This is a genomic window from Sphingobium sp. SA916, assembly GCF_002894065.1.
GTDB classification, from domain to species: domain Bacteria; phylum Pseudomonadota; class Alphaproteobacteria; order Sphingomonadales; family Sphingomonadaceae; genus Sphingobium; species Sphingobium fuliginis.
This window is the reverse complement of record NZ_LXYF01000001.1, coordinates 250179-275230: the sequence shown is the minus strand read 5'-3', so window position 1 is coordinate 275230 and position 25052 is coordinate 250179. Positions and strand designations below refer to the sequence as shown.

General features: G+C 64.4%; 24 protein-coding genes. 10 read left to right on the top strand and 14 right to left on the bottom strand.

The genetic code is table 11. From position 1 onward, the window contains the following. Nucleotides 1-55: 55 nt before the first annotated feature. The 7 genes from A8G00_RS01415 (at nucleotide 56) to A8G00_RS01385 (ending at nucleotide 9513) form a co-directional block, all read left to right on the top strand. A complete protein-coding gene (locus A8G00_RS01415) occupies nucleotides 56-901 on the top strand; it encodes an ImuA family protein (protein ID WP_102999760.1) in 846 nt (281 codons plus the stop codon). Next, complete coding sequence (locus A8G00_RS01410) at nucleotides 798-2387, top strand: DNA polymerase Y family protein (protein WP_102999759.1); 1590 nt, start codon at nucleotides 798-800, stop codon at nucleotides 2385-2387. The genes A8G00_RS01415 and A8G00_RS01410 overlap by 104 nt, the downstream gene beginning before the upstream one ends. Continuing rightward, nucleotides 2384-5965 (top strand): error-prone DNA polymerase, encoded by a 3582-nt coding sequence (locus A8G00_RS01405; RefSeq protein WP_102999758.1) that lies wholly within the window; start codon nucleotides 2384-2386, stop codon nucleotides 5963-5965. The genes A8G00_RS01410 and A8G00_RS01405 overlap by 4 nt, the downstream gene beginning before the upstream one ends. A 289-nt stretch (nucleotides 5966-6254) precedes the next feature. Continuing rightward, complete coding sequence (locus A8G00_RS01400; protein ID WP_102999757.1) at nucleotides 6255-7511, top strand: pilus assembly protein TadG-related protein; 1257 nt, start codon at nucleotides 6255-6257, stop codon at nucleotides 7509-7511. Beyond that, complete coding sequence (locus A8G00_RS01395; protein WP_102999756.1) at nucleotides 7508-7981, top strand: TadE/TadG family type IV pilus assembly protein; 474 nt, start codon at nucleotides 7508-7510, stop codon at nucleotides 7979-7981. Before A8G00_RS01400 ends, A8G00_RS01395 begins: the two co-directional genes overlap by 4 nt. Next, a complete protein-coding gene (locus tag A8G00_RS01390; protein ID WP_025551710.1) occupies nucleotides 7978-8358 on the top strand; it encodes a TadE/TadG family type IV pilus assembly protein in 381 nt (126 codons plus the stop codon). The genes A8G00_RS01395 and A8G00_RS01390 overlap by 4 nt, the downstream gene beginning before the upstream one ends. 114 nt (nucleotides 8359-8472) lie before the next feature. Next, on the top strand, nucleotides 8473-9513 hold the full coding sequence (locus tag A8G00_RS01385) for a rod shape-determining protein (protein WP_025551712.1): 1041 nt from the start codon (nucleotides 8473-8475) through the stop codon (nucleotides 9511-9513). A 234-nt stretch (nucleotides 9514-9747) separates the two neighbouring features. Here the strand turns inward: A8G00_RS01385 and A8G00_RS01380 are convergent, their stop codons facing one another. The 8 genes from A8G00_RS01380 to alr form a co-directional block, all read right to left on the bottom strand. Continuing rightward, entirely contained in the window at nucleotides 9748-10755 is a 1008-nt protein-coding gene (locus A8G00_RS01380; protein ID WP_044662631.1) for a class 1 fructose-bisphosphatase, read from the bottom strand. A gap of 134 nt (nucleotides 10756-10889) precedes the next feature. After that, the gene (locus A8G00_RS01375; RefSeq protein WP_102999755.1) at nucleotides 10890-11729 is read right to left on the bottom strand and encodes a shikimate 5-dehydrogenase; all 840 of its coding nucleotides are present in this window, start codon (nucleotides 11727-11729) and stop codon (nucleotides 10890-10892) included. A gap of 104 nt (nucleotides 11730-11833) precedes the next feature. After that, nucleotides 11834-13180, bottom strand: a complete 1347-nt coding sequence (locus tag A8G00_RS01370) for a PepSY domain-containing protein (protein ID WP_102999754.1) — start codon at nucleotides 13178-13180, stop codon at nucleotides 11834-11836. Next, nucleotides 13177-13755, bottom strand: coding sequence for a hypothetical protein (locus A8G00_RS01365; RefSeq protein WP_146032541.1), 579 nt, complete (start codon nucleotides 13753-13755; stop codon nucleotides 13177-13179). The genes A8G00_RS01370 and A8G00_RS01365 overlap by 4 nt, the downstream gene beginning before the upstream one ends. Nucleotides 13756-13763: 8 nt before the next feature. Next, nucleotides 13764-15863, bottom strand: coding sequence for a TonB-dependent siderophore receptor (locus A8G00_RS01360; protein ID WP_102999752.1), 2100 nt, complete (start codon nucleotides 15861-15863; stop codon nucleotides 13764-13766). A gap of 163 nt (nucleotides 15864-16026) precedes the next feature. Then, nucleotides 16027-16377, bottom strand: coding sequence for a RidA family protein (locus A8G00_RS01355; RefSeq protein WP_102999751.1), 351 nt, complete (start codon nucleotides 16375-16377; stop codon nucleotides 16027-16029). Nucleotides 16378-16397: 20 nt separating this feature from the next. Then, complete coding sequence (locus tag A8G00_RS01350) at nucleotides 16398-17651, bottom strand: D-amino acid dehydrogenase (RefSeq protein ID WP_102999750.1); 1254 nt, start codon at nucleotides 17649-17651, stop codon at nucleotides 16398-16400. After that, nucleotides 17648-18790: an alanine racemase gene (gene alr, locus A8G00_RS01345; protein ID WP_102999749.1), complete on the bottom strand. Its 1143-nt coding sequence runs from the start codon at nucleotides 18788-18790 to the stop codon at nucleotides 17648-17650. The genes A8G00_RS01350 and alr overlap by 4 nt, the downstream gene beginning before the upstream one ends. Nucleotides 18791-18907: 117 nt before the next feature. Between alr and A8G00_RS01340 the strand changes: the two genes are divergently transcribed. Further along, nucleotides 18908-19378 (top strand): Lrp/AsnC family transcriptional regulator, encoded by a 471-nt coding sequence (locus A8G00_RS01340; protein ID WP_025550230.1) that lies wholly within the window; start codon nucleotides 18908-18910, stop codon nucleotides 19376-19378. Here the strand turns inward: A8G00_RS01340 and A8G00_RS01335 are convergent. Genes A8G00_RS01335 through A8G00_RS24675 form a run of 5 tightly spaced genes read right to left on the bottom strand, consistent with a single transcriptional unit; the run spans nucleotide 19375 to nucleotide 23841 of the window. Next, nucleotides 19375-20136 (bottom strand): TIGR02186 family protein, encoded by a 762-nt coding sequence (locus A8G00_RS01335; protein WP_025550228.1) that lies wholly within the window; start codon nucleotides 20134-20136, stop codon nucleotides 19375-19377. The two genes, A8G00_RS01340 and A8G00_RS01335, sit on opposite strands and share 4 nt — an antisense overlap. Then, nucleotides 20133-21047 (bottom strand): sulfite exporter TauE/SafE family protein, encoded by a 915-nt coding sequence (locus A8G00_RS01330; protein WP_025550226.1) that lies wholly within the window; start codon nucleotides 21045-21047, stop codon nucleotides 20133-20135. The genes A8G00_RS01335 and A8G00_RS01330 overlap by 4 nt, the downstream gene beginning before the upstream one ends. A gap of 49 nt (nucleotides 21048-21096) precedes the next feature. Then, nucleotides 21097-22158 carry a hypothetical protein gene (locus A8G00_RS01325; protein WP_102999748.1) on the bottom strand — a complete coding sequence of 354 codons (1062 nt, stop codon included), beginning with the start codon at nucleotides 22156-22158 and terminating at the stop codon, nucleotides 21097-21099. Next, nucleotides 22155-23543 carry a glycosyl transferase family protein gene (locus tag A8G00_RS01320; RefSeq protein WP_172451722.1) on the bottom strand — a complete coding sequence of 463 codons (1389 nt, stop codon included), beginning with the start codon at nucleotides 23541-23543 and terminating at the stop codon, nucleotides 22155-22157. The genes A8G00_RS01325 and A8G00_RS01320 overlap by 4 nt, the downstream gene beginning before the upstream one ends. Nucleotides 23544-23583: 40 nt before the next feature. Then, a complete protein-coding gene (locus A8G00_RS24675) occupies nucleotides 23584-23841 on the bottom strand; it encodes a hypothetical protein (RefSeq protein WP_146032540.1) in 258 nt (85 codons plus the stop codon). 93 nt (nucleotides 23842-23934) lie between these two features. Here A8G00_RS24675 and A8G00_RS01315 point away from each other — a divergent pair, with 93 nt between their 5' ends. Next, entirely contained in the window at nucleotides 23935-24114 is a 180-nt protein-coding gene (locus A8G00_RS01315; RefSeq protein WP_025550220.1) for a hypothetical protein, read from the top strand. Here A8G00_RS01315 and A8G00_RS01310 read toward each other — a convergent pair. Beyond that, nucleotides 24111-24509 carry a low affinity iron permease family protein gene (locus A8G00_RS01310; protein ID WP_044662623.1) on the bottom strand — a complete coding sequence of 133 codons (399 nt, stop codon included), beginning with the start codon at nucleotides 24507-24509 and terminating at the stop codon, nucleotides 24111-24113. The genes A8G00_RS01315 and A8G00_RS01310 overlap by 4 nt on opposite strands. 70 nt (nucleotides 24510-24579) lie before the next feature. Between A8G00_RS01310 and A8G00_RS01305 the strand changes: the two genes are divergently transcribed. Continuing rightward, the gene (locus tag A8G00_RS01305; RefSeq protein WP_102999746.1) at nucleotides 24580-24912 is read left to right on the top strand and encodes a hypothetical protein; all 333 of its coding nucleotides are present in this window, start codon (nucleotides 24580-24582) and stop codon (nucleotides 24910-24912) included. Nucleotides 24913-25052: the final 140 nt, after the last annotated feature.

Here is a 25052-nt window from a genome sequence, read left to right as displayed (position 1 = left end):
GGTCGATTGACAGCGCCTGCCATTGCGGCGAAAAGAACAAACAGGGAACGAATATATGGCTGAGTCGGTGAAGACCCTCGCCGCCCTCAGGCGGCATATCGCATCGCTGGAGGGCGTTCTAGCCTCCCAGCCCCATGCGCGGGTGGAAACCGGCTATGCGCCGCTCGATCTGGCGCTGGACGGCGGTCTGGCGCGGGGGCGGGTGCATGAATTCTTCGCCGCGACCGAAGAAGGGGCGGCGGGGGCTGGGCTGGCCCTGATCCTCGCGCGGCTGGCGGCGGGGGAGGCGCCCCTGCTCTGGCTGCGCACGATGGCGGCGGGCCGGGCGGGGGGCATGCCCTATGGTCCCGGACTGGCCGCATTGGGCATCGATCCCGCCCGGTTGCTGATCGGCGCGATGGCCGATGACGCCATGCTGCTGCGAGCGGCGGTCGACGCGCTGCGATGCCCCGCTTTGGGCGCACTGGTGGTGGAATTGCGCGGGCCGGCGCCCTTGCTCGACCTGACAGCCAGCCGGCGGCTGGCGCTGGCGGCGGAGTCGTCCGGCGTCACGGCTTTCCTGTTGCGGGTGGGCGGCGATCCGGTGCCTAGCGCGGCGGACACGCGCTGGCGCGTTGCGGCGGCGCCCTCTCTGCCCTTGCCGGGAAACGGGCCGGGCAGAAGCGCCTTCGACCTTGGCCTGTTGCGACGGCGGGCGGGACGGGACGGGCTCGGCTGGCGGCTGGTCTGGGACAATGGCCGGGGCATGTTTGAAGGAAGTGGAGGTGGGCGCGATGAACGCCATGGCCTTGGACAGGATGGCAGCGGACGGGAGGGCGGAGGACGCGATGGGCAAGCGCCGCTATCTGGCGCTGTGGTTTCCGTTCCTGCCGATCGACCGGCTTCGGATCGCGCGGCCTGATCTCTGGGCGCAGGGCGAAGGTCCCGCAGCCGTCGTCGAACAGGTGCGCGGCGCGATGCGGCTGGCCATGCTCGACGCCGATGCTCTCGCGCTGGGCCTGACGCCGGGCATGACGCTGGCCGATGCGCGTGCGCGGGAACCGGACCTGCGCGTGTTCGATGCCGATCCCCATGGCGATCAGGACTGGCTGGAGCGGCTCTGCGACGGTTGTTCCCGCTACACGCCGGTTGCGGCGCTGGATTCACCCTTCGGTCTGATGCTCGACATTACCGGCTGCGCGCATCTCTGGGGCGGGGAGGAGATGCTGGCGCGCGAGGCGGCCGAACGGCTGGAGCGTCATGGCATGCGGGTGCGCCATGCCCTTGCCGGAACGGCGGAGGGTGCGCATGCGCTGTGCCGTTTTCCGGTGGGCGCGGCGGCGGACGAGGATGCGGCGCTGCGCCGCCTGCCGGTCGAGGCGTTGCGGCTGGAGGATGAAAGCGCGGTGGCGTTGCGCCGCGCGGGACTGCGGACCGTGGGCGATCTGGCGGCGCGGCCGGCGGCGGTCCTGGCGTCGCGCTTCGGTGAGGCGGCGGTGGACGCGCTGCACGCTTTGCTGGGATTGGGGAGGCGGCCTCTCTCCCCCCGGCGGTCGCGTCCCGCGATCCGGATCGAGCGGCGTTTTGCCGAGCCGATGGGCAGCACCGCCTTTGCCCTCCGGACGCTGGAGGAGATGGCGGCCGAGGCGGGGGAGCGGCTCAGCGAACGCGGGCAAGGCGGTCGACGGTTCGAGGCGCTGTTCTTCCGCAGCGACGGCCTTGCCTTTCCCTTGCGGGTGGAAACCAGCCTGCCGGTGCGGGACGCGCCCGCTATCATGCGGCTGGTGCAGGAACGGATCGATGCCCTGTCCGATCCGCTCGATCCCGGTTTCGGCTTCGACATGCTGCGCCTTACCGTGCCGCAGGCGGAGCCGATGGCGCCGACGCAACTGGCGCTGGAAGGGGGAGAGGCGCGTCGCGAGGAAAGCGTCGCGGCTCTGGTCGACCGGCTGTCGATCCGGGCAGGCCGGGCTCGCATCCAGCGGCTTCACCCGAAGGACAGCCATATCCCCGAACAGGCCCAGCTTGCCCTGCCCGCCGTGGAAAGCCGCGCGCCCATGAACTGGCCGCAAGAGGGGCAGGAGGGGGAGCCGCCCATGCGCCCGCTGCATCTGTTCGATCCGCCGCAGCCGATCGACGTGGTGGCCGAGGTGCCCGATGGTCCGCCCCATCGCTTCCGCTGGCGCAAGGCATTGCATGAAGTGACGCGCTACGAAGGCCCCGAACGCATCGCGCCCGAATGGTGGACGGCCAGGGACGGCGCGCTGGAGGGCGAGAGCGTGGGGCTGACCCGCGACTATTACCGGGTCGAGAATGCGCGCGGGCGGCGCTACTGGATATTCCGCAACGGGCTTTACGGCGCCGAAGCGGAACATCCCGGCTGGTACATCCATGGCCTGTTCGCATGAAGCGCCACGGCAAGGGTCCAGACCCGTCCAGGCCCAAATCCATCGACCGGCGTGAACTGAATGCGCTGGAGGCTGCGCGGGAAAAGGGGCGGCGCGGGTCGCGCGGCGAATCTCCGCCGATCGGGCCGGCAGAGACGCCTCCCTTTGCCGAGTTGGTGGCGGCGACCAATTTCTCCTTCCTGCGCGGCGCATCCCATCCGCAGGACATGGTGACGCGCGCCATCGCCCTGGGGCTTGTGGGCCTGGGCATAGCCGACCGCAATAGCGTCGCCGGGGTGGTCCGCGCCCATGTCGCGCGCAAGCGCTGGCCCGAACGGATGCGCGCCGCTTTGCTGGAGGCGCGCAAGGAAGCGGGGCAGCCGCTGGAACTCAGCGAAGAGGAGGAGCGCGCCTGCCGGACCGACCTGCGGCTGGTCGTCGGCGCAAGGCTGGTCTTCGTGGATGGAACGCCGGACATCGTCGCCTATCCCGCGACGCGGCGGGGTTGGGGCGAACTCACCAAATTGCTGACCGTCGGCAATCTCCGTTCGGTGAAGGGCGACTGTATCCTCCGCTATGAGGATCTGACCGCCTATCTGGACGATCTGCTGCTGATCGTGATGCCTGGCTCCACCGCCACCCAACAGACCGCGCATCGCAAGCCGGTGGACTATGATTATGACGACCGGCCCCCGAAGGAAGCGATCAGGCAGGGCCATCTCAGTCTTGTGCCGCCGCCGGCTCCGTCCGATCTGAAGGGATTGCTGGCGCGCTTGTCGCGTCTTGCGCCGCGCCGGGTCTGGCTGGCGGCGGCATTGGGACGGGATGGGCGGGATGCGCGGCGGCTGGCGCAGTTCAAGGCCTTGTCCGTGGCGGCGGGCGTGCCTTTGCTGGCGACCATGGACGTGCTCTACGCCAGTCCGGCGCAGCGTCCCCTGCAGGATGTGCTGAGCTGCATTCGCGAAGGCACCGGCATCGCCAGGGCAGGGCGCCTGCTGGAGGCGAATGCGGAAAGGCATATCCATGACCCTGCCGAAATCGCCCATCTGTTCCGCGATTGCCCGGAGGCGGTGGCGGAAAGCGGACATTTGCTGAGCCGGGTGCATTTCACGCTCGACCAGCTTGCCTATGAATATCCCCATGAACCGGTGCCGGAAGGATGGACGGCGCAGCAATGGCTGGAGGAACTGACCTGGTCCGCCGCCCATGCCCGCTATGGCGCGCGTCTTCCCCTGAAGGCCCGCGAGACACTGGAAAAAGAATTCGAACTGATCGCCAAGCGCAACTATGCCTATTATTTCCTGACCGTGCATGACATCGTCGCCTTTGCCCGGACCAAGGGCATCCTTTGCCAGGGACGCGGATCGGCGGCGAACAGCATGGTCTGCTTCCTGTTGGGCGTGACATCCATCGATCCGCTCAAGCACGACCTGCTCTTTTCCCGCTTCGTATCCGAAGATCGCAACGAACCGCCCGACATCGACGTCGATTTCGAACATGAGCGGCGCGAGGAGGTGATGCAATATATCTACGAACGCTATGGCCGCCATCGCGCCGGGATCGCCGCGACCGTCATCCATTACCGTTCGCGCAGCGCCGTGCGGGAAGTGGCGAAGGCGCTGGGCATTAGCGAGGATGTGTCGGCCCGCCTCTCCAGCACGGTGTGGGGCAGTTATTCGAGCGACATGAACGATGCGCGGATCGTGGAGGCGGGCTTCGCGCTCGACAATCCGCAGATCGCGCAGTTGAAGGCGATTGTCGACCAGTTGCTGTCAGAGCCCTTTCCGCGCCATCTTTCGCAGCATGTGGGGGGCTTTGTGCTGACGCAGAACCGGCTGGACGAGACGGTGCCGCTGCATCATGCGGCGATGGAGGATCGCAGCTTCATCGAATGGGACAAGGATGACATCGACGCGCTCGGCCTGATGAAGGTCGACGTGCTGGCGCTGGGGATGCTGAGCTGCATCCGCCGGGCGTTCGACCTGATGCGGGAACAGGGGCTGGGCGATCACCAGCTGACGGTCGATATGGAGGCGGCGGACGAAACCGTTTACGACATGCTGTGCAAGGGTGACAGCATCGGCGTTTTCCAGGTGGAAAGCCGGGCGCAGATCAACATGCTGCCCCGTCTGAAGCCACGCTCCATCTATGACCTGACCGTGCAGGTGGCGATCGTTCGTCCCGGGCCGATCGAGGGCAATATGGTCCATCCCTATCTGCGGCGGCGATGCGGGGATGAGAAGGTCGAATATCCCCGGCCGTCCCCCCATCATGGACCAGCCGATGAACTGGAGAAATTGCTGGGCGAGACTTATGGCGTGCCGCTGTTCCAGGAACAGGCGATGAAGCTTGCGATCAAGGCGGCAGGTTTCGAGCCGGCGGAGGCCGACGCCCTGCGCCGCGCCATGGCGACCTTCCGCAATGTCGGCACGATCCATCATTTTCGCGAGAAGATGATCAGGGGCATGGTGGAGCGGGGCTATGAGGCGGAGTTTGCCGAACGCTGCTTCAAGCAGATCGAGGGTTTCGGCAGCTACGGTTTTCCCGAAAGCCATGCCCTGTCCTTCGCGCGGCTGGTCTATGTGTCGGCCTGGATCAAATGCCATCAGCCGGCGGTGTTCGCCTGCGCTCTCCTCAATTCGCAGCCCATGGGTTTCTACGCCCCGGCCCAGATCGTGCGCGATGCGCGGGAGCATGGCGTCACCGTGCATGATGTCGATGTGAATATGAGCGGGTGGGACAATGCGCTCGAACCGCTGTTGCGGTCGCGGGACGGCGGTCGGGGCGAGGGGGCGGGGCGGGCCCTGGCGCTGCGCCTTGGACTGCGGCAGGTGGATGGTTTTCGCGAGGATTGGGCGAAGCAACTGGTTGCGGCGCGAAAGGAAGGGCTGTTTTCCACCATGGAGGATCTGGCGCGGCGGGCGGGATTGCCGGCGCGGGCCTTGCGGTTGCTGGCGGACGCCGATGCCTGCCGCTCGCTGGGGAAGGACCGGCGGGCTGCCCTGTGGGAAGCGCGGCGGACGCCTTCGGACGAATTGCCGCTGTTTGCCGCCGCCAAGGCGCAGGAACTGGGGGAGGAGCCTGATGCGATGCTGCCTGCCATGGCTTTGTCCGAGCATGTCGAGGCCGATTATCTGGTGACGCGCCTGTCGCTCAAAGGGCATCCGATGCAATTCCTGCGCCCGGTCTTCGCGGCGGAGGGCGTGCTGAGCTGCGCCCAGATTTCGGCGGCGAAGAACGGAGCCCTGGTGAAGACGGCCGGCGTGGTGCTGGTGCGGCAACGGCCGGGCAAGGGCAATGCGGTCTTCATCACCATCGAGGATGAGACGGGAATCACCAATATTCTTCTATGGGCGCGATTGTTCGAAATGCAGCGGCGTCCGGTCATGGCGTCGCGGCTGATGCTGGTCGAAGGGGAAGTGCAGCGCAGCAAGGAAGGCGTCGTCCACCTGATGGCTTCCCGCGTGCATGACAGGACCGCGGAATTGTCACGGCTTTCGCAAACGGATGTGCAGGAGTCTTCCCGCACGCGCCAGAGGCACGCTTCAGGACATCCGCGCAATGTGCGGATATTGCCGCAATCGCGGGATTTTCATTGAGACTGAAGGGTGGTTGAGCTTGTCGTTCCAGAGAGGAGAAACGCAAGAAAATCTCAGTTATTTTCAAAAATACGTAGAAATATTTCATCCTATACTATAGTTTATCAGTATTATTTTCGAATATTGATGCGAAAATAAATCAATTAATTTATCTCAATATTGATATAACTAAAGTTATATACTATTCAATATAACTAATTTATGTTAGAAAATCATATTTCATTAACCCATAATATTTAAAACCCCGACTGTGATCTGGAGCGATGCTCCACGCAGGAAGGGAATGGGAATGTTCGGCAGAGCGGTGGGGCGGTTGCTGCGGGACAGGACGGGCAATGTCCTGATGATGGCTGCAGCCTCCATGCCAGTACTGGTCGGCGCGGCGGGCCTGGCGACAGACACGGTGCAATGGACCCTCTGGAAACGACAGATCCAGCGCCAGGCGGACAGCGCCGCGCTGGCAGGAGCCTATGCGGTCGCGCAGGGCTTCAGCGCGTCGGACAGCGCGACATCGGACATCAACCGCATGTCATTGGTCACCCTGACGCAAACCCCGACGATCGAAAATGCGCCGACGACAGGTTCCTATGCCGGCAACAGCAAGGCGGTTCGCGTGGTGCTGCAAACCTCGGCGGAGCTGCCCTTTTCGAAGATATTGGGGGTGAAAGCGCCGGTCATCTATGGCGAAGCGACCGCGGCCGTGGTGGGCAGCGGCGACTATTGCGTCGTTGCGCTCGAAAAGACGAGTGCGGTCGGCATCACGCTCCAGGGCAATGCCACGGTCAATCTGGGCTGCGGCATCGCCACCAATTCGCGGGCATCCAACGCCGTCACTGCAGGCGGCAGCAGCACGGTAACGGCGACTCCGGTGGCGGCGGTGGGCGGGCTGACGTCCAGTTCCAACTATGTCTCGCCGACCACGCTGCTGCCCTACAGCATCCCGGTGCAGGACCCCTATGCATCGCTGCCCACGCCCACTGCGTCGGATTTGTCGGGCTGTGGGGGCAACGCCAATGTTCAACCCAATAACAGCAAATCCATCTCGCCAGGCTGCTATAAAAATTTCAACGTCAAGGGCACGCTCAACATGGCGCCAGGTGTATATTTTATCGACAGCACGACCTTCGACATCGGGTCGCAGGCAGTGGTCAACGGCACCGGCGTCACCATCATCCTGACCAGCGGAAACGCAGCCACCAATCCCAGTTCCATCGCCAACGTCAATATCAATGGCGGTGCGACGCTCAACCTGAAGGCGCCGACGGACCTCAGTGACCCTTATCATGGCGTCCTCTTCTATCAGGACCGGCGCGCGCTGGATTCGGGAACCAACACGATCAACGGCAATGCGAGTTCCGTCCTGCAGGGCGCTTTCTATTTTCCGGGCCAGGCGATGTCCTTCAGCGGCACATCGGGCATGACCACCGACTGCGTGAAGATGGTGGGCAAGCGCGTCACTTTCATCGGGAACAGCAATATCGTCAATCAATGCAAAGATACGGGAGTCGATAAATTCACGGCCACGCTGGTGAAGCTGGTGGGATGATGAAGCGGCTTCTCTCCGACCGATACGGCAACAGCACCGTCGAACTGGCGATCATCATGCCGGTCCTGGTCCTGCTGACCTTCATGGCGGGGGATGTCGCCATGGCGTTCAAGGCGAAGATCGGGCTCCAGCGCGCGGCGGAGCGCACGGCACAACTGGCGGCCGCGGGCGGCTACACCAACGACACCACAGACACTTCGAAGGCCTATAATAATCTGGCCGCAGACGCCGCTGCGGCAGCCGGCGTTCCAACCGGCAATGTCACCGTCACGCCCACGCTGCTCTGCAATGCCATTGTGCAGACCGCCAGCCCGGAAGTTCCTTGCCCCGACGGCCAGCAGACGAAGCGCTATGTCGCGATCAGCATTTCAGGAACCTATACGCCGATGTTCGCGAAACTTGCCCCCGGCAGCAGATGGTCGTCCCAAGGCATCGCGCTCACCGGCTCGGCCTCGGTGCGTCTGCAATGACGCGCCTGATACGCGACCAGCGCGGTGCGGCGGCGATCGAATTCGTCCTCGCCGTGCCGCCTTTCATCATGCTGCTGATGGGCGCGCTGCAACTCGGCATCATCGCCTGCGCGCGCACCGGCCTGCAACATGCGGTCGACGAAGGCGCGCGCTATGCCAGCATCTTTCCCAGGCCCACCGACGCTGAGATCATCGCCAAGGTGAAGAGCCGTGAATTCGGCCTCGACCCGACCTACACCAACGATCCGACGGTCGTGCAGGGCACGCAATATGGCGTTTCCTACAGGGAAATCACCATGACCTATTCCCGGCCATTGAATTTCATCCTTTACCAGACCCCGGCCATATCGATCAGCTATACCCGGCGAGCCTATTAACGCCTCAACTGGCCCCGGATACCGGACGGGCTGTCGCACCCTGCTTCTGCTTGGAGAGGGGGCTGTGCAGGGGATGCCATCCCGCTTCCCCTGCACAGATTGTCCGCCATTCGCATGAAACTGCCGCGCTTCTTTTCCTCTTCCGCCTGCGACATGGCCATCGACCTCGGCACCGTCAACACGGTCATCTATGTGCGCGACCGGGGTATCGTCCTCAACGAACCCTCCGTCATCGCGATCGAGACGCGCGACGGCATCCGCAAGGTCAAGGTGGTCGGCAACGAAGCCAAGCTGATGATGGGCAAGACGCCGGCCGGCATCCAGGCGATCCGGCCGCTGCGCGACGGCGTGATCGCGGACATCGACGTGGCCGAGCAGATGATCAAGCATTTCATCGACAAGGCGCTGAACGGCGCCAACCGCTTCGGCCGCCGCCATGAAGTGGTGATCTGCGTACCGACAGGTTCCACCATGGTTGAACGCCGCGCCCTGCGCGACGCCGCCTCCAACGCGGGGGCCTATCGGGTCCAGCTGATCGAGGAACCCATGGCTGCCGCGATCGGCGCCGACCTGCCCGTCACCGAGCCGCGCGGGGCGATGGTGGTCGACATTGGCGGCGGGACGACGGAGGTCGCCGTCCTGTCCCTGCGGGGCATCGCCTATAGCAGCTCGGCACGGGTCGGTGGCGACAGGCTGGACGATGCCATCGCTTCCCACATTCGCCGCACGCATAATCTGATGATCGGTGAAGCGACGTCCGAACGTGTGAAATGCGAACTGGGCGCCGCGACCTCCCCCGATGGCGAAGGCCGCCGGATGACGGTGAAGGGCCGGGATCTGGTGAACGGCCGCCCCGCCGAAATGTCGATCAGCGAGGCGGAAATCGCGGATGCGCTGTCCGAGCCGGTCGGCCAGATCAAGATGGCGGTGATGACCGCGCTGGAACAGACCGCGCCGGAACTGTCCGCCGACATCATCGAGGAAGGGATCACCCTGACCGGCGGAGGCGCGCTGCTCCGGCGTCTGGACGAAGCGCTGTCCGACGCGACGGGGCTGCCCGTCACGGTCGCGGACAAGCCGCTGATCTGCGTGGCCATGGGCGCTGGCCGGGCGCTGGAAGACCGCGCCTATGACGGTGTGCTGACGGTTTCCTGACATCCGCCTGCCGTAAGTGACGGCGGGAATGGGTGGATTGCGGACATTCCCCCTCCCGCAGGCGGGAGGGGGCTAGGGGGTGGGCTGGCGCGACATCAGCGTGAATTTTCAACGGCTAAGCTGGAAGCTCGCTACGCTCGCGCCCACCCCTAACCCCTCCCGTTTACGGGAGGGGAATGTCTTGGATTGGCCAAAACAGGACATGCCTCCAGGCCGCGCCTGTGCGTCGGGATTCTATTCCTCGCGTCCATAGGCGACCACGGTTTCCACTTCGGCCTTGTCGCCCAGCACGACGCCGACGCGCTGGTGCAGTCCGGTTGCCTTGACGTCCATGATCCGCTGATAGCCGTTGCTGGCCGCGCCGCCCGCCTGCTCGACCAGGAAGGACATGGGGTTCGCCTCATACATCAGCCGCAGCCGGGCCTTGTCGGCGTAGCGGTGATCGGCGGGATAGAGGAAGATGCCGCCCCGCTTCAGGATGCGATGCACATCCGCCACCATCGAAGCGGTCCAGCGCATGTTGTAATCCTTGCCCAGCGGCCCTTCGGTGCCCTGGATGCGTTCCTCTATGTAGCGCGCGATGCCGGGCGACCATTGCCGCCGACGCGCCATGTTGATGGCGAATTCGGCATTGCCCTGCGGCATCCGCATCGGTCCATCCGTCATCCGCCAGGAGCCGATTTCCCGGTCCAGCGTGAATTCATAGACGCCGGTTCCGATGGTCAGCACCAGCAGCGTCTGCGGTCCGTAGATCGCATAGCCCGCCGCCACCTGCTGCGTGCCCGGCTGAAGGAAATCCTGCTCCGTCACCTCACGGCCCGAACATTCCTCCGGCGCCTTCAGCACGGAGAAGATGGTGCCCACGCTCAGGTCGACATCGATATTGCTGGACCCGTCGATCGGATCGAACAGCAGCAGATATTCGCCCTTGGGGTAGCGATTGGGGATGCGATGGATCGTTTCCATCTCCTCCGAAGCCATGGCGGCCAGATGTCCGCCCCATTCATTGGCGTCCAGCAGCAGTTCGTTGGCGATGACGTCCAGCTTCTTCTGGACCTCCCCCTGCACATTCTCGCTACCCAGGCTGCCCAGCACTTCGCCCAGCGCACCCTTGGACACGCTGTGGCTGATCGTCTTGCAGGTGCGCGCAACGGTTTCGATCAGCAGGCGCAATTGCGGCGGGATGGCATTGGCCTCGCGCTGCTGCTCGATCAGGAAGCGGGTGAGGGTGACGGACTGCATAGGCGGTTTACTCGCTCAAGAGAATATGGCGCGCCGAACGCACGCCATGCATGGAACCAGGGAATGCCGTAGCGGCCATACAGGCGTCGGAAAAGCGCCAATTCGTGACGCCCCTGTGACGAAGGACGACCCGTTCACGCTTCGAGACTGGCCGCGACCTCTGGCCCATGCGCGAATAGCGTGGCATCCCGCACCTGTTCCGGCGTCGGCCGGATGCCGGTATAGAGCGCGAATTGCTCGACAGCCTGCAGCACAATGACCTCCCCGCCGGAGATGATCGCCTTTCCCGCAGCCCGTGCGGCGCGGACGAACGGCGTATCCACCGGCTGTGCCACGACGTCGAAGGCGATGTCGCAGGCGGCGATGAAGTCGGCCGGAAAGGCCATCGCCTCGCTATCCGGTCCCTCCATTCCAAGCGGCGTCACATTGACGAGCAGGGGCGCGCCCGTATCGGGCAGGGCGGGCTGCCATGCATAGCCATATTGTTCCGCCAGCGCTCGGCCCGCCGCCTCATTGCGGGCGACGATGGTGCCCTTGTCGAAGCCCGCGTCCCGCAGCGCCGCCGCAACGGCCTTCGCCATGCCACCGCTGCCGCGCAGCAGAAAGGGCTGGGGGCTTGCGATCCGCCGCTCCAGAAGGTCGCGGACCGCCACGAAATCCGTATTGTAGCCGGTGAGGACGCCCCCGTCATTGACGATGGTGTTCACGCTGTCGATGACCCGCGCCGATTCCTCCAGCCGGTCGACAAGCGGGATCACGGCTTCCTTGAAGGGCATGGAGATGGCGCATCCCCGGATGCCCAATGCCCTGATGCCGCCGACGGCCGCGGGCAGGTCCGTCGTGCTGAAAGACTTGTAAACATAGTCCAGTCCCAGCAGTTCGTAGAGCCGGTTGTGCAGGCGCGATCCCGCATTGCCGGGCCGTCCGGACAGGGACATGCACAAGCGGGTATCCCGCCCAATGGGTGGTTTCATAAACTGATGGTCTCCTCGCGCATGGCCTAGACAGCCACCGGCATGGGATCAATGACGAGAGCGACCATCCATGCCCTTTGTCCGCCGGATCGGCGCAGGAGCGCTTATCCTCCCAGCACCGCCGGCACCAGCGCCGCGACGCAGATGCCCAGGCTCCATTGCAGGGCACGCCGCACGCGGTACCGCTCCGGCAAGGCGGTGCCCAGGACCACCAGCACCGCCAGCGAAAGCCAGAAGATCGTCTTGAACGGCGCCGCATTGCCGATCCACAGCCGTGCCAGCAGCGTCAGGGCCAGGGCCAGTCCCGAACCCCAGACGATCGCGTTCCACCCGTTGCGCAAGCGCGGTTGCCGGTAGCCGCGCCGCTCCCGCTTGCCGAGCCAGATCGAAGTGCCCGTCGCGATCACCACGCAAAGCGCTCCACCCAGCAGCAGATAGGCGATCTTCACCGGCAGTCCGCCATAATTGCCGAAATGCAGATTATAGGCCGACGCCGCCACCTGCTGTCCCGTCGCGCCGTCCGCCAGGCCGACCGTCCCCAGAAAGCGCCCGGCCTGATCGAAATTATAGGTTTCGCCATAGACCAGCCGTCGCTGCGGCAGGGCAAGCACCTGTAGCTGCTGCCCCGCGGTTCCCGGTTCGTGCATGAAGACGTAGATCGGACGCACCTCCGGAAAGCGGGCGGTCATCGTCTGCAACGCGGCGGCCACGTCCGCCAACGGGGCGGGCTTGGCATTCGGCTTGCCCTCAGCGCCGAAGATCGGCGCATAGGCCGCCTCCATATCGCCCTTGTAGAAGCCTTGCGCCAGTCCATAGACGTTGATCGATCCCAGGCCGATCATCGCGCCGGTCAGGGCGATCGCCAGCGCGAAGGGCAGGGTCCACACTCCCAGCCTGTTATGCCAGTCCGCCAGCCCGAGGCCACCCCGGTCCCGCGCCCGCAGGCGGAAGGCATCGCGGAAGATGCGGGGATGGGCGATCAGGCCGGTCAATGACAGGGCGATGGTCATCACCCCCAGTCCGCCTACGATCGTCAGGCCGACCATGCCGGGAATGTTCAGCGTATAGTGCAGGTTCAGCAGGAATTCGGACCATCCGTTCAACTCCTTCGCGACCACCCGTCCCTGATCGTCGACATGCACCGCCTGATGGTCGGTGGTGACGGTCGTGCGGGGCAGCGCGTCGGTCGGCAGATGGACGTAGAGATGCTCGGTCGCTTTCCGGTCCTTCTCGCTTGCCAGCACGGAAGCCACGGCGCGTTGCACCGCATCGGGCGAGATTCGCGGCATTTCCGGAGCATCGGGCTGCTCGGCGCGTTGCCATTCCTCGTAGAACACCGTTACCGTGCCGGTCAGGCAGACGATATAGAGCAATGCGCTTGCCAGCAGGCCGATGGCGGCATGGGCGGACAGGCCCCGTTGGACCAGCGTTTTGGACAGGCCAAGGTTCATGGCCGGACCATCCACAGCATGGCCAGACCCAGCAGGGCAGGGGCCGCCAGCAGTCCCACTTGCCGCCGCCGTTGCGGCCAGAGCAGGATCAGCATGGCCAGCACCGCCCAGAGCAGCGGCATCAGGAACAGCATCAGCACATTGCCGTCGGCCTCATGCGCGCCCAGCGCTCCGGCCGTGGCCCGCGCCGCCAGTCCCAGGATCAGCGCCACCAGCATCGCACCCGGCACGCTGAGCAGAAAGCTGACCATCCGCCCGCCGATGCGCAACGGCTCCTGTCCTTCCGGCAGCATATGGGCGCGGCGGTTGGAGGCGCCGGTCTTGCCGGGCGGCGCGGTCGCGGCGGCAAGGGCCAGGCAGGAGAAGGCCATTGCCAGTGCGGCCAGCGTCACCATGGCAACGCCCCAGGCGCCTGCTCCCGCCATTCCCATCGCCAGGGCAAAGGCGAGCAGCCCCCAGGCAGCAGCGTTGAGCGGAGCCGATCGTAGCGCCCTGCCCCATGAGAAGCGCAGCAGGCACACCGCCGCCGCCGCCAAAAGCGCGCTGGTCCAGAGCAGAAGGGAAGGCTGGTTCACCATCATCCTCAATAATCGAAGCGCAAGGTGCCCATCACGCTGCGGGGGGCCGCGTAAAAGGCCTGCCCCCACATCAGGCTGCCCAGATATTTGCTGTCGGTCACATTACGCACATTGATGCTGGCGGTCAGCCGGTCGATGGGCTTGATGCTGGCCATCAGGTCCAGCACCGCATAATCCTTCTGCCGGATGTCGCGGCCGACCGTGCTGTCGAGGGTGCTGATGTCGCTCTGCCACCGGAACTGTGCGCCCAGCTTCAGGTCGCGCCACTCGGGAATATGATAGGTGCTGGCAAGTTTCAGCGACTGACGCGGCAGGTAGGTGCGGGCGCGGTTCCCGGCCTGATCCTCGATCTTGAGGCCCGTATAGCCGCCGCTTACCGACCAGCGGTCCGTCACGCGGCCGGTCAGCTCGATCTCGAAACCCTTGGCAGTGGTGTCGACGCCCGCATAATAGACGTCGCCCACCTGCCCCGGATCGCCCGCGCCGAACACGCCGGCCTGCTCCGCGAGGTTCTTCTGCTTCGCGCGGAAGAGCGAGGCGCTGGCATAGAGCCGCTTGTCGAACCATTCGCTCTTGATGCCGCCCTCCATGCTGCTGCCCTTGGCAGGATCGAGCCGGCGGTTGGTGATGTCGACCTTGTCCTGCGGATTGAAGATGTCGGTGTAGCTGGCATAGAAGCTGATGTTGGACGTGGCGTCGAACACCAGGCCCAGATAGGGGCTGACCGCGCTGTTCTTGCGATACTGGTCGGTGCCGTAGGATGCGCCGGTGGTCTTGAGCCAGAAGGCGCTGGCGCCGACGACCGCCTTCAGCCTGTCGGCCAGATTGGCGTGCAGCGCGCCATAGGCCCGCGTCAGCCGGTCCGTCACCTCTTCCTCCAGGCTTTCCTGCGTGAAGTCGGGTTCGATCAGCGTGGTGCGGTTGAACGCCCATTGGGCAACAGCGGGGTAGGCGACGGCAGCCAGCCCGCTTTGCTCATATTCGCGGCCGTCGGTCCTGCCGGTGGAGAGGCCGAAGGCGAGTTGATGCTCGCGCCCGAACAGCGTCACTGGGCCGGAAGCGTAGAAATCGCCCAGATACTGGTCGGAGGGGGAGCGATATTTGCCCGCCATCCCCGTCACGCCGACGCCCGTCGCCGCATCGGGATAGCCATAGGCGTAAAGCAGTTCCGCCCCCGAACTGCGATGATTATAGGTGAAGCGGCCGCGGGCGTTCCAGCCATTGCCGAAAGCATAGGCCAGTTCCGCCCATGCGCTTTCGTCGCTGACGTTCCAATAGGTCCAGTCGGCCGAAGTGCTGGCCGAACGCGGATAGGCGATCCGATCGCCATTATCGTCGAGCAGCGGCAGCGCGCCCCACAACACGCCGTCCGCGTCATTGTCCTGCCGGGTATAGCCGGCCGACGCCCTTAATTGCGGCGTGATCTCCCAATCCAGGATCGCGCCATAGACGTTGCGGTCGACATGATTGTAGCGGAGGTGGCTGTCCCTGTCCTCATGGGCGAAGATCAGCCGTGCCGACAGTGTGCCCGACGCATTCAACGGCCCCGAAATATCGGCTTCCACACGGCGGTCGTCCCAGCTTCCCAGCATGGCGGAGAGGGAGGCCTGCAATTCCCTGGTCGGCTTCTTGCGGACATAATTGATCGTGGCGGACGGATTGCCGACCCCGGTCATGATTGCATTGGCGCCGCGAACCGCCTCGACATTCTCGAACAGGATGGTGTCGAGGTCCCCGAACTGGATGCCCCAGCGCAAGGGCAGGCCGATGCCGTCGACCTGGAAATTGGTGATGTCGAACCCCCGCGAATTATAATAGGTCCGGTCGGTCTCCACCCGCTCCACATTGATGCCGACCATCTGGGTCAGCAGGTCGTTCACATTGGTCAGCGCGAAATCCTGGATTCGTTCGCGGTCGACGACGGTGATCGACTGCGGCGTTTCGCGCAGCGTCAGGGCAAGGCCGGTGGCCGATGCGTTCTCATCCGTGACCGTGCCCGTGACGACGATATTGTCTGCCTCCGCCAGCACGTCGGCCTGGGCGGGCGACGCCCAGCAAGCGGCAAGGGCAGGGGTGAGCAGAACGGAACGGAAAGCGATGGACATGCGGACGGACCCTTTTTCTTGCCGGACGCAGCCGGCAGAAAGGGCCTTATTGCTGATAATAATGCAAGTCAATCGCAATAAATATATGAGTCGTGCCTCTCCCTTGCAGACGGCGCTGCGGGCGGATTGCCGTGCCTGCCGTACGGCAATCCGCCTGCCCGCTTCACTTCACCCTGGCGGCGGTCACGATGATCTCAACCTTGTAATCGGGGCTGGCGAGCTTCGCCTCGCCCGTGGCGCGGGCGGGTGCTTCGGCATCCGCGATCCACGCATCCCACACCGCGTTCATCTCGGCAAAGTCGTCCATGTCCGCCAGCCAGATCTGCGCCCTCAGCATATGGTTCCTGCTGCTGCCCGTGCGTTCCAGCAGGGCGTCGATCTCGGCCAGCACGGCCCGGGTCTGCGCCGTGACGCTCTCGCCGGGCGCGCCGATCTGCCCCGCCAGATAGATGGTGTCGCCATGAATGACGGCCTCGCTCATGCGCGGGCCGCGATCGATGCGGGTGATGGTCATGCGGAAAGGCTCCTTTTCGGTTATGAATAGCGGCTGATCGCAAGATCGGTGGTTTCGATCCGGGGCCTGCCCCCGCCGATGATGTCCGCGATCACATGCCCCGACCCACAGGCCATGGTCCACCCCAATGTGCCATGCCCGGTGTTGAGGAAGAGGTTCGGGACTTTCGTCGCCCCGATGACCGGCGTGCTGTCCGGCGTCATCGGCCGCAGCCCGGACCAGAAGCTGGCGCCGCCCAGATCGCCTGCGCCCGGAAAGAGCGAACCCACCGAATATTCCAGCGTATCACGCCGCGCCCTGGGCAGCCCTTTGGAATAGCCCGACAGTTCCGCCATGCCGCCCACACGAATACGGTCGCCCAGCCGCGTGATCGCAACCTTGTAGCTTTCGTCGAGCAGGGTTGACACCGGCGCCCTTGCCTCATCGACGATCGGAACGGTGATCGAATAGCCCTTCACCGGATAGACCGGCAGCCTGATCCCCAGCGGGGCCAGCAGCAGCGGGGAATAGCTGCCCGTCGCAACAAGATAGGCGTCGGCCACGACATGGCCCCTGTCGGTTTCGACATGGCTGACCTTTCCATTGTCGACGGCGATCCTTCCGATGGTCCGTCCGTTGAGGAAGGTCACGCCCTTCGCCTTCGCCATGTCGGCCAGCGCGTTGGTGAATTTGAAGCAGTCGCCGGTTTCGTCATTGGGGAGCCGCAGGCCCCCGGCCAGAGGCGCGCCGCTGCCTGCCAGCCCCGGTTCCGCCGCGATGCAGCCTGCCGCATCCAGCACTTCGAAAGGCACTCCGTCCGCCTTCAGCACGGCGATGTCCTTCGCGATGCCGTCAAGCTGCTTCTGCTCGCGGAAAAGCTGCAGGGTGCCCCGCGACCGCTCGTCATAGGCGATGCCGGTTTCGCGCCGCAGGTCGATCAGCCGGTCACGGCTATATTCCGCCAGGCGCACCATCCGGCTCTTGTTGATGGCATAGGCGCGTTCGTTGCAATTGCCCAGCATCGCCACCATCCAGCGTAGCATGGCCATGTCCATCCGCGGCCGCAGGATCAGCGGGGCGTGCTTCATGAACAGCCAGCGCAGCGCCTTCATCGGTATTCCCGGCGCAGCCCAGGGGGAGGCATAGCCGGGCGAGATTTCTCCAGCGTTGGCGAAGCTGGTTTCCAGCGCCGGCCCGTCCTGCCGGTCGATCACCGTCACTTCATGCCCGGCCTGTGCCAGATACCAGGCGGATGTGACGCCGATGACGCCGCTGCCCAGAATGGCGACCCTCATATGGCGACTTTCATGGCGTGATGCTCCGCTTGTGCCGGATCGCGGCCACCCCGTACGGAGCGGTGATAGCGATGTCCGAGCTGTGTCAGTATTTCATAGGCGATGGTGCCGGCGTCGGCGGCGACCTGGTCCACGGTCTGATGAGGCCCCAGAAGTTCCACCAGGGCGCCAGGATAGAGGAGCACATCGGGCACGTCGGTCACGTCCAGCGTGATGCTGTCCATCGAAACCCGTCCCGCTATCGGCGCGCGATGGCCGTCGATGTAGGCGGAGCCGCCGTTGCTCAGGTGGCGAGGCCAGCCATCGGCATAGCCCACGGCGATCGTCGCGATCTGCGTCGGCCGCTCGCAACGGTGGGTGAGGCCATAGCCGACGGCAGCGCCCGCCGGGATGTTCCGCAACTGGATGATCCGCGCGTCCAGCGAGACCACCGGCCGCATCTCCCGGCGCTCGCCCTGCGGCGCTCCGCCATACAGCGCGATCCCGGCGCGGACGATGTCGAAATGATCGGCGGGCAGGAAGCTTCCGCCGCTATTGTCCAGCGAGCGCGGCACGCCGGGGAAATTCATGCTGAATGCATCGAATTTCCGGCGTTGCATCGCGTTGGAGGGGGCATCGGGATCGTCGGCGCAGGCGAGGTGGCTCATCAGCAGGCGAAGGTCGATGCCCTCCAATCTTTCCCGCTGGGCCAGCAGAATGGCGACCTCCTCGGGCGGAAGGCCGAGCCTCGACATGCCGCTGTCCACCTGCAACGCAGCGGGTAGGGTCCGCTCCAGCGTGCGTGCCGTCCTGGCCCAGCGCCCGATCTGGTCGAGCGAGTTCAGGACCGGAATGGCGCCGATGGCTGCGCACTCGCCTTCCGCGCCTGGTTGCAGGCCGTTGAGGATGAACAGCGCCATTCCATCGCTCAGAATGGGTCGGAGCGCCATGGCTTCGCTGAGATGCGCGACGAAGAAGTGTCGGCACTCGGCACCGATCAAGCTGCGCGCGACGAGGTCCGCGCCCAGGCCGTAACCGTCCGCCTTGACCACGCCGGCAACGGTGGCGGGGGCGACCTGCCGCTGGATCGTGCGGTAGTTTTCGACGAGTGCATCAAGGTCGATGCGAAGCACGGCTCCGGCGGTATCGATGGACTGCATATGTGCCCCCTTTTGAAGGGAGGGTAACGCGGCGCTTGGTAAAAATGCTCTCAAATGACCGCAGGATCGTCTAATGTGACGGGATAATTGAACGATCCTTCGCAAGGAATGGAAAAAATGGCAGAATCGCTGGATGCCGTGGACCGCTCGATCATCCGCCTGCTGCGGCTCAATGCGCGGCGTCCCAATTCGGAGATCGCGGCGGAGATCGGCCTGTCCCCATCGGCCTGTCACCGGCGCATCCGGATGCTGGAGGATGCCGGCGTGATCCGCGGTTATACCATCGTGACCGCACCGATGGAAAAGGAGGGCCGCGCCGTCGATGTCCTTGTGCAGGTGACGCTCGACCGGCAGACGGAGGATTATCTCGCCCGTTTCGAACATGCCGTGCGGCAATGTCCTGAAATCCGGGAATGTTTCCTGATGACCGGTGGCGTTGATTACTGGCTGCGCGTCGAGACCGAGAGCGTGGCCGCCTATGAAGCGATCCACAGCGAAATCCTCTCCCGCATGCCGGGCGTCACCCGGATCAACAGCAGCATCGCCATGCGCGATGCGCTGCGGCCCAGGAAAGCGGCGCGGCGCTAAACCCGCCTGGCTATTGCGCCTGCTGCCCATCCCATGCCAACGGCCAGCATCATCGCGACCAGACCATAGGCGAAGGGCCATTGTTCCGCCGCGACAGCCATGAAGCGTTCGAAGCCCGACTTGCGGACGGTGATGTCGCGCACGGCGGCGGCCACCACGCGGCCATCCTGCACGAGGAAGGTTTCCGCCGTATAGTCGCCGACGATCACACGCGCCGAAAGCGGCAGCCGCGCCCTGTAGAGCACGCCGTCGGTGATCTCCACCGTTCCCGGCCGCTCGACATAGAGCCCGGCCCGTTCCCTGAGGTCGATCAGCCCCTTCTGGAACCGGTCCAGCTCCGCGCTGTCGTTGAGCGAGGAAGGGGAGAGCTGGAGCTTGTCCACGCCCATTTCATAGATTGCCGCCGTTCGCTCATCGACCACCTTGTCGACCGGTCGGGACGATGCGATGGCGTAGAAGCTGGGCGCTGACCGGAAGCGCGCGCTGTCGGCATTGACCCAGATGCCGGCCACCTTCTGCTTTTCGCGCATCGTGATCGACTGGTCCGGACCCTTCAGCACGACCATGATGTCCGGCGGCTTGCTGGGCCGACGCCCGTCGGGATAGACGATGGCGCCGAACAGCAGCAGGTCAGCGCCGGTGAAGCTATATTGTATTTCCACCTCGCGCTGGGACACGTCAGGCACCAGCATCGGTTCGTCCGCCGCCGTCAGCAGCAGCAGGGCCGGCGGCAGGGCCAGAAGCGCCCGCCGCCTCACCGGATCTCCACCGTGTATATTTCGTCGGGCCGAAAGCCCAGCCCCAGCGCCATGCGTGCCGCCACCAGCAGCACGATCGCGGCAAGCAGGATGCGCAGATATTCCGGCCGGATCGTCATCGAAAGGCGCGTTCCCACCTGCGCTCCGGTGACGCTGCCGATCAGCAGCAGCAGGGCCAGCACCAGGTCGACCGCATGGGTCGTCATGGCGTGCATCATCGTCGTCGCCATGGTGACGAACAATATCTGGAACAGCGACGTGCCGACGACGGACTGGGTCGTCATGCCCAGCAGGTAGAGCATCGCCGGAACCAGGATGAAGCCGCCGCCCACCCCCAGCAACATGGTGAGGATGCCCGTCGCCATGCCCAGCAGCAGCGGCGCCAGCGGGGAAATATACAGCCCGGACCGATAGAAGCGCCACCGCATCGGCATGGCCGCCACCAGCGGATGGTGCCGCCTTTTGCGGGCCTGAATCTTCCTCCCGGTCTTGAGCGCGATCAGCGCCTGGATGGACTCCTTCGCCATCAGCGATCCGATGCCGCCCAACATCAGCACGTAGAGGATGCCGATCACCGTGTCGATCTGGCCGATGGCCTGAAGAAGGCGGAAGATCAGCACGCCGAGGCCGGCGCCCACCACGCCGCCGGCGATCAGCACGCCGCCCATGCGGAAATCGACCGTTCCGCGCGACATATGGGTGACGACCCCCGATACGCTGGCGCCCGTCACCTGGCTCGCCGCCGAAGCGGCCGCGACGGTCGGCGGAATGCCGTAGAAGATCAGCAACGGCGTCGTCAGAAATCCGCCGCCTACCCCGAACATGCCGGAAAGCAGGCCCACCACGCCGCCCAGGGCGATGATGACCAGCGCATTCACCGACAGGTTGGCGATGGGCAGATAGAGATCCATGCGCTTCCTGGGTTAAGCGCAATATGCGGAGAGATAAAGGCGCTCCCGCTTAAAAATCAGCGCCCAGCGTAACGGCCGGGCCGGACGGCGGTGCCGCGCGCCCCGCAATCCGTTCCCGCCATTCGATGCTCAGCCTTGCGCTCACCGGCCTGAGCGGCAGGCGGACCTGCAGTTCCGGCCCGATGTCCAGCCGCTCGACCTGCGGCTGCGCGCCGCCGGAAAGGCTCGCGCCGATCCGCATGGGCGAATGGCCTAGCGGCGACAGCAGCGACATCTTGCCATCGACGAACAGGTCGTGAGAGCGGAAGCCGACAATGCCGCCCTGGGCATAGGCTTCGACTTCCAGCGAGGGCGCCACCGGTGCCGGCCCGAAACCGCCTGCCGCCAGCACGGCATGGGCGTTGCGCCCGCCCTTGCCCAGTGCAATCCGTCGTTCCGCCGCGAAGCTGACCGGAATGGTGCGCGCCGGTTGCCATGCAATGCCGAGCGCGCCTTCCGGAGATGCCGGTTCGTTCAGCGCGGCACTGGCTCGCGCATAGGCGGCCGCCCGGCTCGATGAGCGCGGGGTCAGGTCGAAATCGAGGCGTAGGCCCGCCTGCGATCCGCCCAGCCTGCCGCCCGTCACGGCATCGGCGCGGGTCGTGCTTCCGTCGCGCCAGAGCAGCCAGGCGCTGCCATGCCAGCGGGCGTCGCTTGCGGATGGCGTGGAAGCGAGGGGCAAGGCTGGCGCAGGATTGTTCGATGGAACGACGCGACCGCCACTCTGGTTCTGTGCTGCCGGCGCCGCCTTCTCTTCGATGGACAGGAAGGTGGCGTTCGCGCTTGTCCTTCTCCCAAGGCGTCGAGAGTCCTTGAATATAGGGCGCTGGATGGCGGCATGCTGGCGCTTTTGCGGCATTTCACCGAACCAGGCCGGTGCGTCATGCCCCGTCGCGGCTGCGGGGCTCTTCTTCTTCTTCGAATAGGCGGTGGGGTGAAAACGCCCCTCGCCGTCAATTTCCCTCGCCATTTGGGGAAGATCACCCTCCGGACCTGCCAGACGGATCGCGACCCAACCCGCCATCACGAGGACGAAGAAGCGGAGCGGGCGCCCCGTGGCGGCTTCGCTCACCCCGGATAATCCAGCTCGGGAAAGCGGTGATGCGTCTTGTCCCAGGTCAGCGGCTTGCCCAACAGCGACTGAAGATACAGGAACATGGCGCGACGGGCGGCCATCATCGCGATGATGTTGGCGATCAGCGTGCGCGGTATCGCCCCCAGCCCGAAGGCCCAGCCATAAGCCATGCCCGAGAAAATCGCGCGCATCGCCATCCGCCAGCTCATGAAGCCGAAGTTGAGCCACAGCAGGGCTTCGACCACTGGCGTGGGTCTGGGCACGGGAAAGGCGCTGAACAGGCTCCCGGCAAGCAGCACGCCCCAGAGCAGCAGCGCCAGATAGGCGGTGAACAGGACGAAGGCGGAAAGCGCCGCACCCCGGTCCCGCATCCGCATCCACCATTCGGCGGGGCTGCCCTGCCAGCCCATGCGATCCCATCCGGCAAGCGAGATGCCGACCATCCAGCGCGCCTTCTGCTTGACGGCATCCGTCAGATTGTCCGGGAAATATTCCTTGGTCGCGACAAGCTGGCCCTCCCCGTCGCGCATGCGGACGAACACGCCGCGCCCGCCCATATTGCTGATACGCAGGCCGACCTCATAATCCTCGGTCAGCGATTCCGGATCGAACGGTCCGCCATTGGCCGGATTCACAAGCCTTTCCAGCATTTGCCGCTCGAATGCGCAGGCCACCCCGGCCGAGGGCATGGACGCACCCATGGCCTCGCGCACGGTCAGGAACTTTCCATGGCTTTCCGCAAACTCGTCACAGTAATGATTGGCTATAGCCCTCGACCACCAGCCGCCCTGGCCGGGCAAGGGCAGGACCGGGAGTTGAACGAGCTGGAACCGATCCGTCATCAGGTCGAACAGCCTGATCTCGTCGCGATGGACGACATCTTCCGCATCGTGCAGGGCGATCGCCTTGAACCGGACCCCGGTGCGCTCTTCCTCCCGCAGCATGGCGCGCCAGACCACATTCAGGCAATCGGCTTTCGTAGTTGGCCCATTTCGTTCGTTGATGCACAGGATCAACCGCGTTTCCCGGCCGGCCAAGGGCGTGAGAATATCCAATGTCGCCCGGTCATTGGGATAGGCGCCCACGAAGATCCGATAGTCCTGGTCCCTCCAGTGGCTGAGCGCGTTACGGAGCATCGGGCCGATCACATCGGCTTCCTGCCAGGCTGGGATGAAGATGGCGATGCGGCCGGGTTGCGGGGAGGCGGGCAGGGTGAGGGTCGTCATTCGTCGATGACGGGAATAGACAATCAGCTTGCGCCACAGCCTTCGGCACAGGAAGACCAGGTCTATGATGAAATCGTCCATGCCGCCGATCGCCAGCGCCACCACCGCGAACAGCAGAATTTCATGATGAACCCTCGCCAGATAAGCGAAGATCATTGCCTCCACGGATCGAGCTCCCCCTGTTCCCGACGAGCGGCTATGACAGCAAAGAATTGATTCTCAAACAAATAATCATTTCATAACCGTAATAATTTTTATTGATCCCTAGCCTTCCCCAACAGTGGCTTTCAGGCCCTCGGTGCTCATGGAGAAGGCGAAGACCGCCATTCTCGCTGGCTTGCTGCTGCTTTGACCCATTGTGGATTGCTTCCTTTTGGAAGGCGGCCTGCTTTTGAGGAGGGGGAATATCCGGCAGGCTGCTCTCCGCATGCGCCGGATGGAATCGCATGGCCATCGGGCCGATGCTATCGTCACCGCGCCATAGAGCGACTCGCACAGGATGCGAACCCCAGCCAATCTCTTTCAGCGATCAGGTAGGAGGGTGAATATGAATGGGGAGATGGATGTCAACTATCTGCTGCACAGACAGCAAGTTGCATTGATTCGCGCGCAGATGAGCCGGTCGGTGAAGGGCCGGGAGGCCTATGAAGGCCTTGCGCGCGGCTATACCGATCAGATCGACGCCTATCGCCGTGAGAATGAAAGGCTGGTCGACCTGGCGCATTAGCGGCGTTCGATCAGCCGTTCTATCGACTCGCGGTGCGTTTCATTGTCGCCACATTCCTTTTCCAGCACCGTCTTGATCTTCTCCAGTTCCGCTTCGGTCAAATGTTCGATGCCGATGAACTCGTTCCGCGCCGTCGATACGGCGCGGATCAGTTCGTCCATTTTCGCCTGTATGGCGGAGCCGTCGCGATTTTGCGCATTCTGGATCAGGAAGACCATCAGGAAGGTGACGATCGTCGTGCCCGTATTGATGATGAGCTGCCAGGTGTCGGAATAATGGAAGATCGGGCCGGTCACAATCCAGCCCAGGATCACCAGCGCGGCCAGGATGAAGGCGGCCGGCTGGCCCGACCAGCTTGCGATCCGGTGGGCAAAGGCCGTGAAAATCCTGTCCATCTCTCTTTTTCTCCCTTGGGCGCGGCCAGCATTTAGCCTCTGTTCAGACCATGCTTGCCATGAAGGAGGGATGACAGCCATCCCCCTCCGTTCGCTGGCCTGCGGGCTGGGCGCTTCGCTCCTCCTCCTGTCCTGCACGACGGTCTCGCCCGAATCGCGCCTTCGCACGGGGCTGATCGATGCGGGCATATCGCCGCGCATGGCCGGCTGTATGGCCGAAAGGATGGTCGATCGGCTGAGCCTGACGCAACTGCGCAGGCTTCAGTCGCTGGCATCGCTCCGCAAGTCTCACATGGGGGACATGACGGTGGACCGGTTCCTCTTCAAGGTCCGCGCGCTGGAGGATCCGGAGATTTTTGCCGTGACCAGCAAGGCGGCGATCGTCTGCGCCATCGACGGCTAATTTCGCAATAAACAAGGCTTGCGCTTTGCAAAGGTTTTGCAATTTTGCAAAGTCATTTTGCGAAATTTGCTGGTGTTGCCCTTTTGCCTGTGCTTAGCCGCTGGACACAAGAGTTTCAGCGGAAAGGACGGGCGAGCCCC

Excerpts from the sequence above, each read along its gene's own strand:
- A8G00_RS01380 (WP_044662631.1), bottom strand. The coding sequence starts at position 10,755 with ATGCAGTCCGTCACCCTCACCCGCTTCCTGATCGAGCAGCAGCGCGAG.
- A8G00_RS01400 (WP_102999757.1), top strand. The coding sequence starts at position 6,255 with ATGTTCGGCAGAGCGGTGGGGCGGTTGCTGCGGGACAGGACGGGCAAT.
- A8G00_RS01310 (WP_044662623.1), bottom strand. The coding sequence starts at position 24,509 with ATGGACAGGATTTTCACGGCCTTTGCCCACCGGATCGCAAGCTGGTCG.
- A8G00_RS01355 (WP_102999751.1), bottom strand. The coding sequence starts at position 16,377 with ATGACCATCACCCGCATCGATCGCGGCCCGCGCATGAGCGAGGCCGTC.
- A8G00_RS01340 (WP_025550230.1), top strand. The coding sequence starts at position 18,908 with ATGGCAGAATCGCTGGATGCCGTGGACCGCTCGATCATCCGCCTGCTG.
- A8G00_RS24675 (WP_146032540.1), bottom strand. The coding sequence starts at position 23,841 with ATGGCCATGCGATTCCATCCGGCGCATGCGGAGAGCAGCCTGCCGGAT.
- A8G00_RS01375 (WP_102999755.1), bottom strand. The coding sequence starts at position 11,729 with ATGAAACCACCCATTGGGCGGGATACCCGCTTGTGCATGTCCCTGTCC.
- A8G00_RS01385 (WP_025551712.1), top strand. The coding sequence starts at position 8,473 with ATGAAACTGCCGCGCTTCTTTTCCTCTTCCGCCTGCGACATGGCCATC.
- A8G00_RS01405 (WP_102999758.1), top strand. The coding sequence starts at position 2,384 with ATGAAGCGCCACGGCAAGGGTCCAGACCCGTCCAGGCCCAAATCCATC.
- A8G00_RS01305 (WP_102999746.1), top strand. The coding sequence starts at position 24,580 with ATGACAGCCATCCCCCTCCGTTCGCTGGCCTGCGGGCTGGGCGCTTCG.
- A8G00_RS01415 (WP_102999760.1), top strand. The coding sequence starts at position 56 with ATGGCTGAGTCGGTGAAGACCCTCGCCGCCCTCAGGCGGCATATCGCA.
- A8G00_RS01320 (WP_172451722.1), bottom strand. The coding sequence starts at position 23,543 with ATGATCTTCGCTTATCTGGCGAGGGTTCATCATGAAATTCTGCTGTTC.
- A8G00_RS01390 (WP_025551710.1), top strand. The coding sequence starts at position 7,978 with ATGACGCGCCTGATACGCGACCAGCGCGGTGCGGCGGCGATCGAATTC.
- A8G00_RS01350 (WP_102999750.1), bottom strand. The coding sequence starts at position 17,651 with ATGAGGGTCGCCATTCTGGGCAGCGGCGTCATCGGCGTCACATCCGCC.
- A8G00_RS01330 (WP_025550226.1), bottom strand. The coding sequence starts at position 21,047 with ATGGATCTCTATCTGCCCATCGCCAACCTGTCGGTGAATGCGCTGGTC.
- alr (WP_102999749.1), bottom strand. The coding sequence starts at position 18,790 with ATGCAGTCCATCGATACCGCCGGAGCCGTGCTTCGCATCGACCTTGAT.
- A8G00_RS01315 (WP_025550220.1), top strand. The coding sequence starts at position 23,935 with ATGAATGGGGAGATGGATGTCAACTATCTGCTGCACAGACAGCAAGTT.
- A8G00_RS01360 (WP_102999752.1), bottom strand. The coding sequence starts at position 15,863 with ATGTCCATCGCTTTCCGTTCCGTTCTGCTCACCCCTGCCCTTGCCGCT.
- A8G00_RS01395 (WP_102999756.1), top strand. The coding sequence starts at position 7,508 with ATGATGAAGCGGCTTCTCTCCGACCGATACGGCAACAGCACCGTCGAA.
- A8G00_RS01370 (WP_102999754.1), bottom strand. The coding sequence starts at position 13,180 with ATGAACCTTGGCCTGTCCAAAACGCTGGTCCAACGGGGCCTGTCCGCC.
- A8G00_RS01410 (WP_102999759.1), top strand. The coding sequence starts at position 798 with ATGGCAGCGGACGGGAGGGCGGAGGACGCGATGGGCAAGCGCCGCTAT.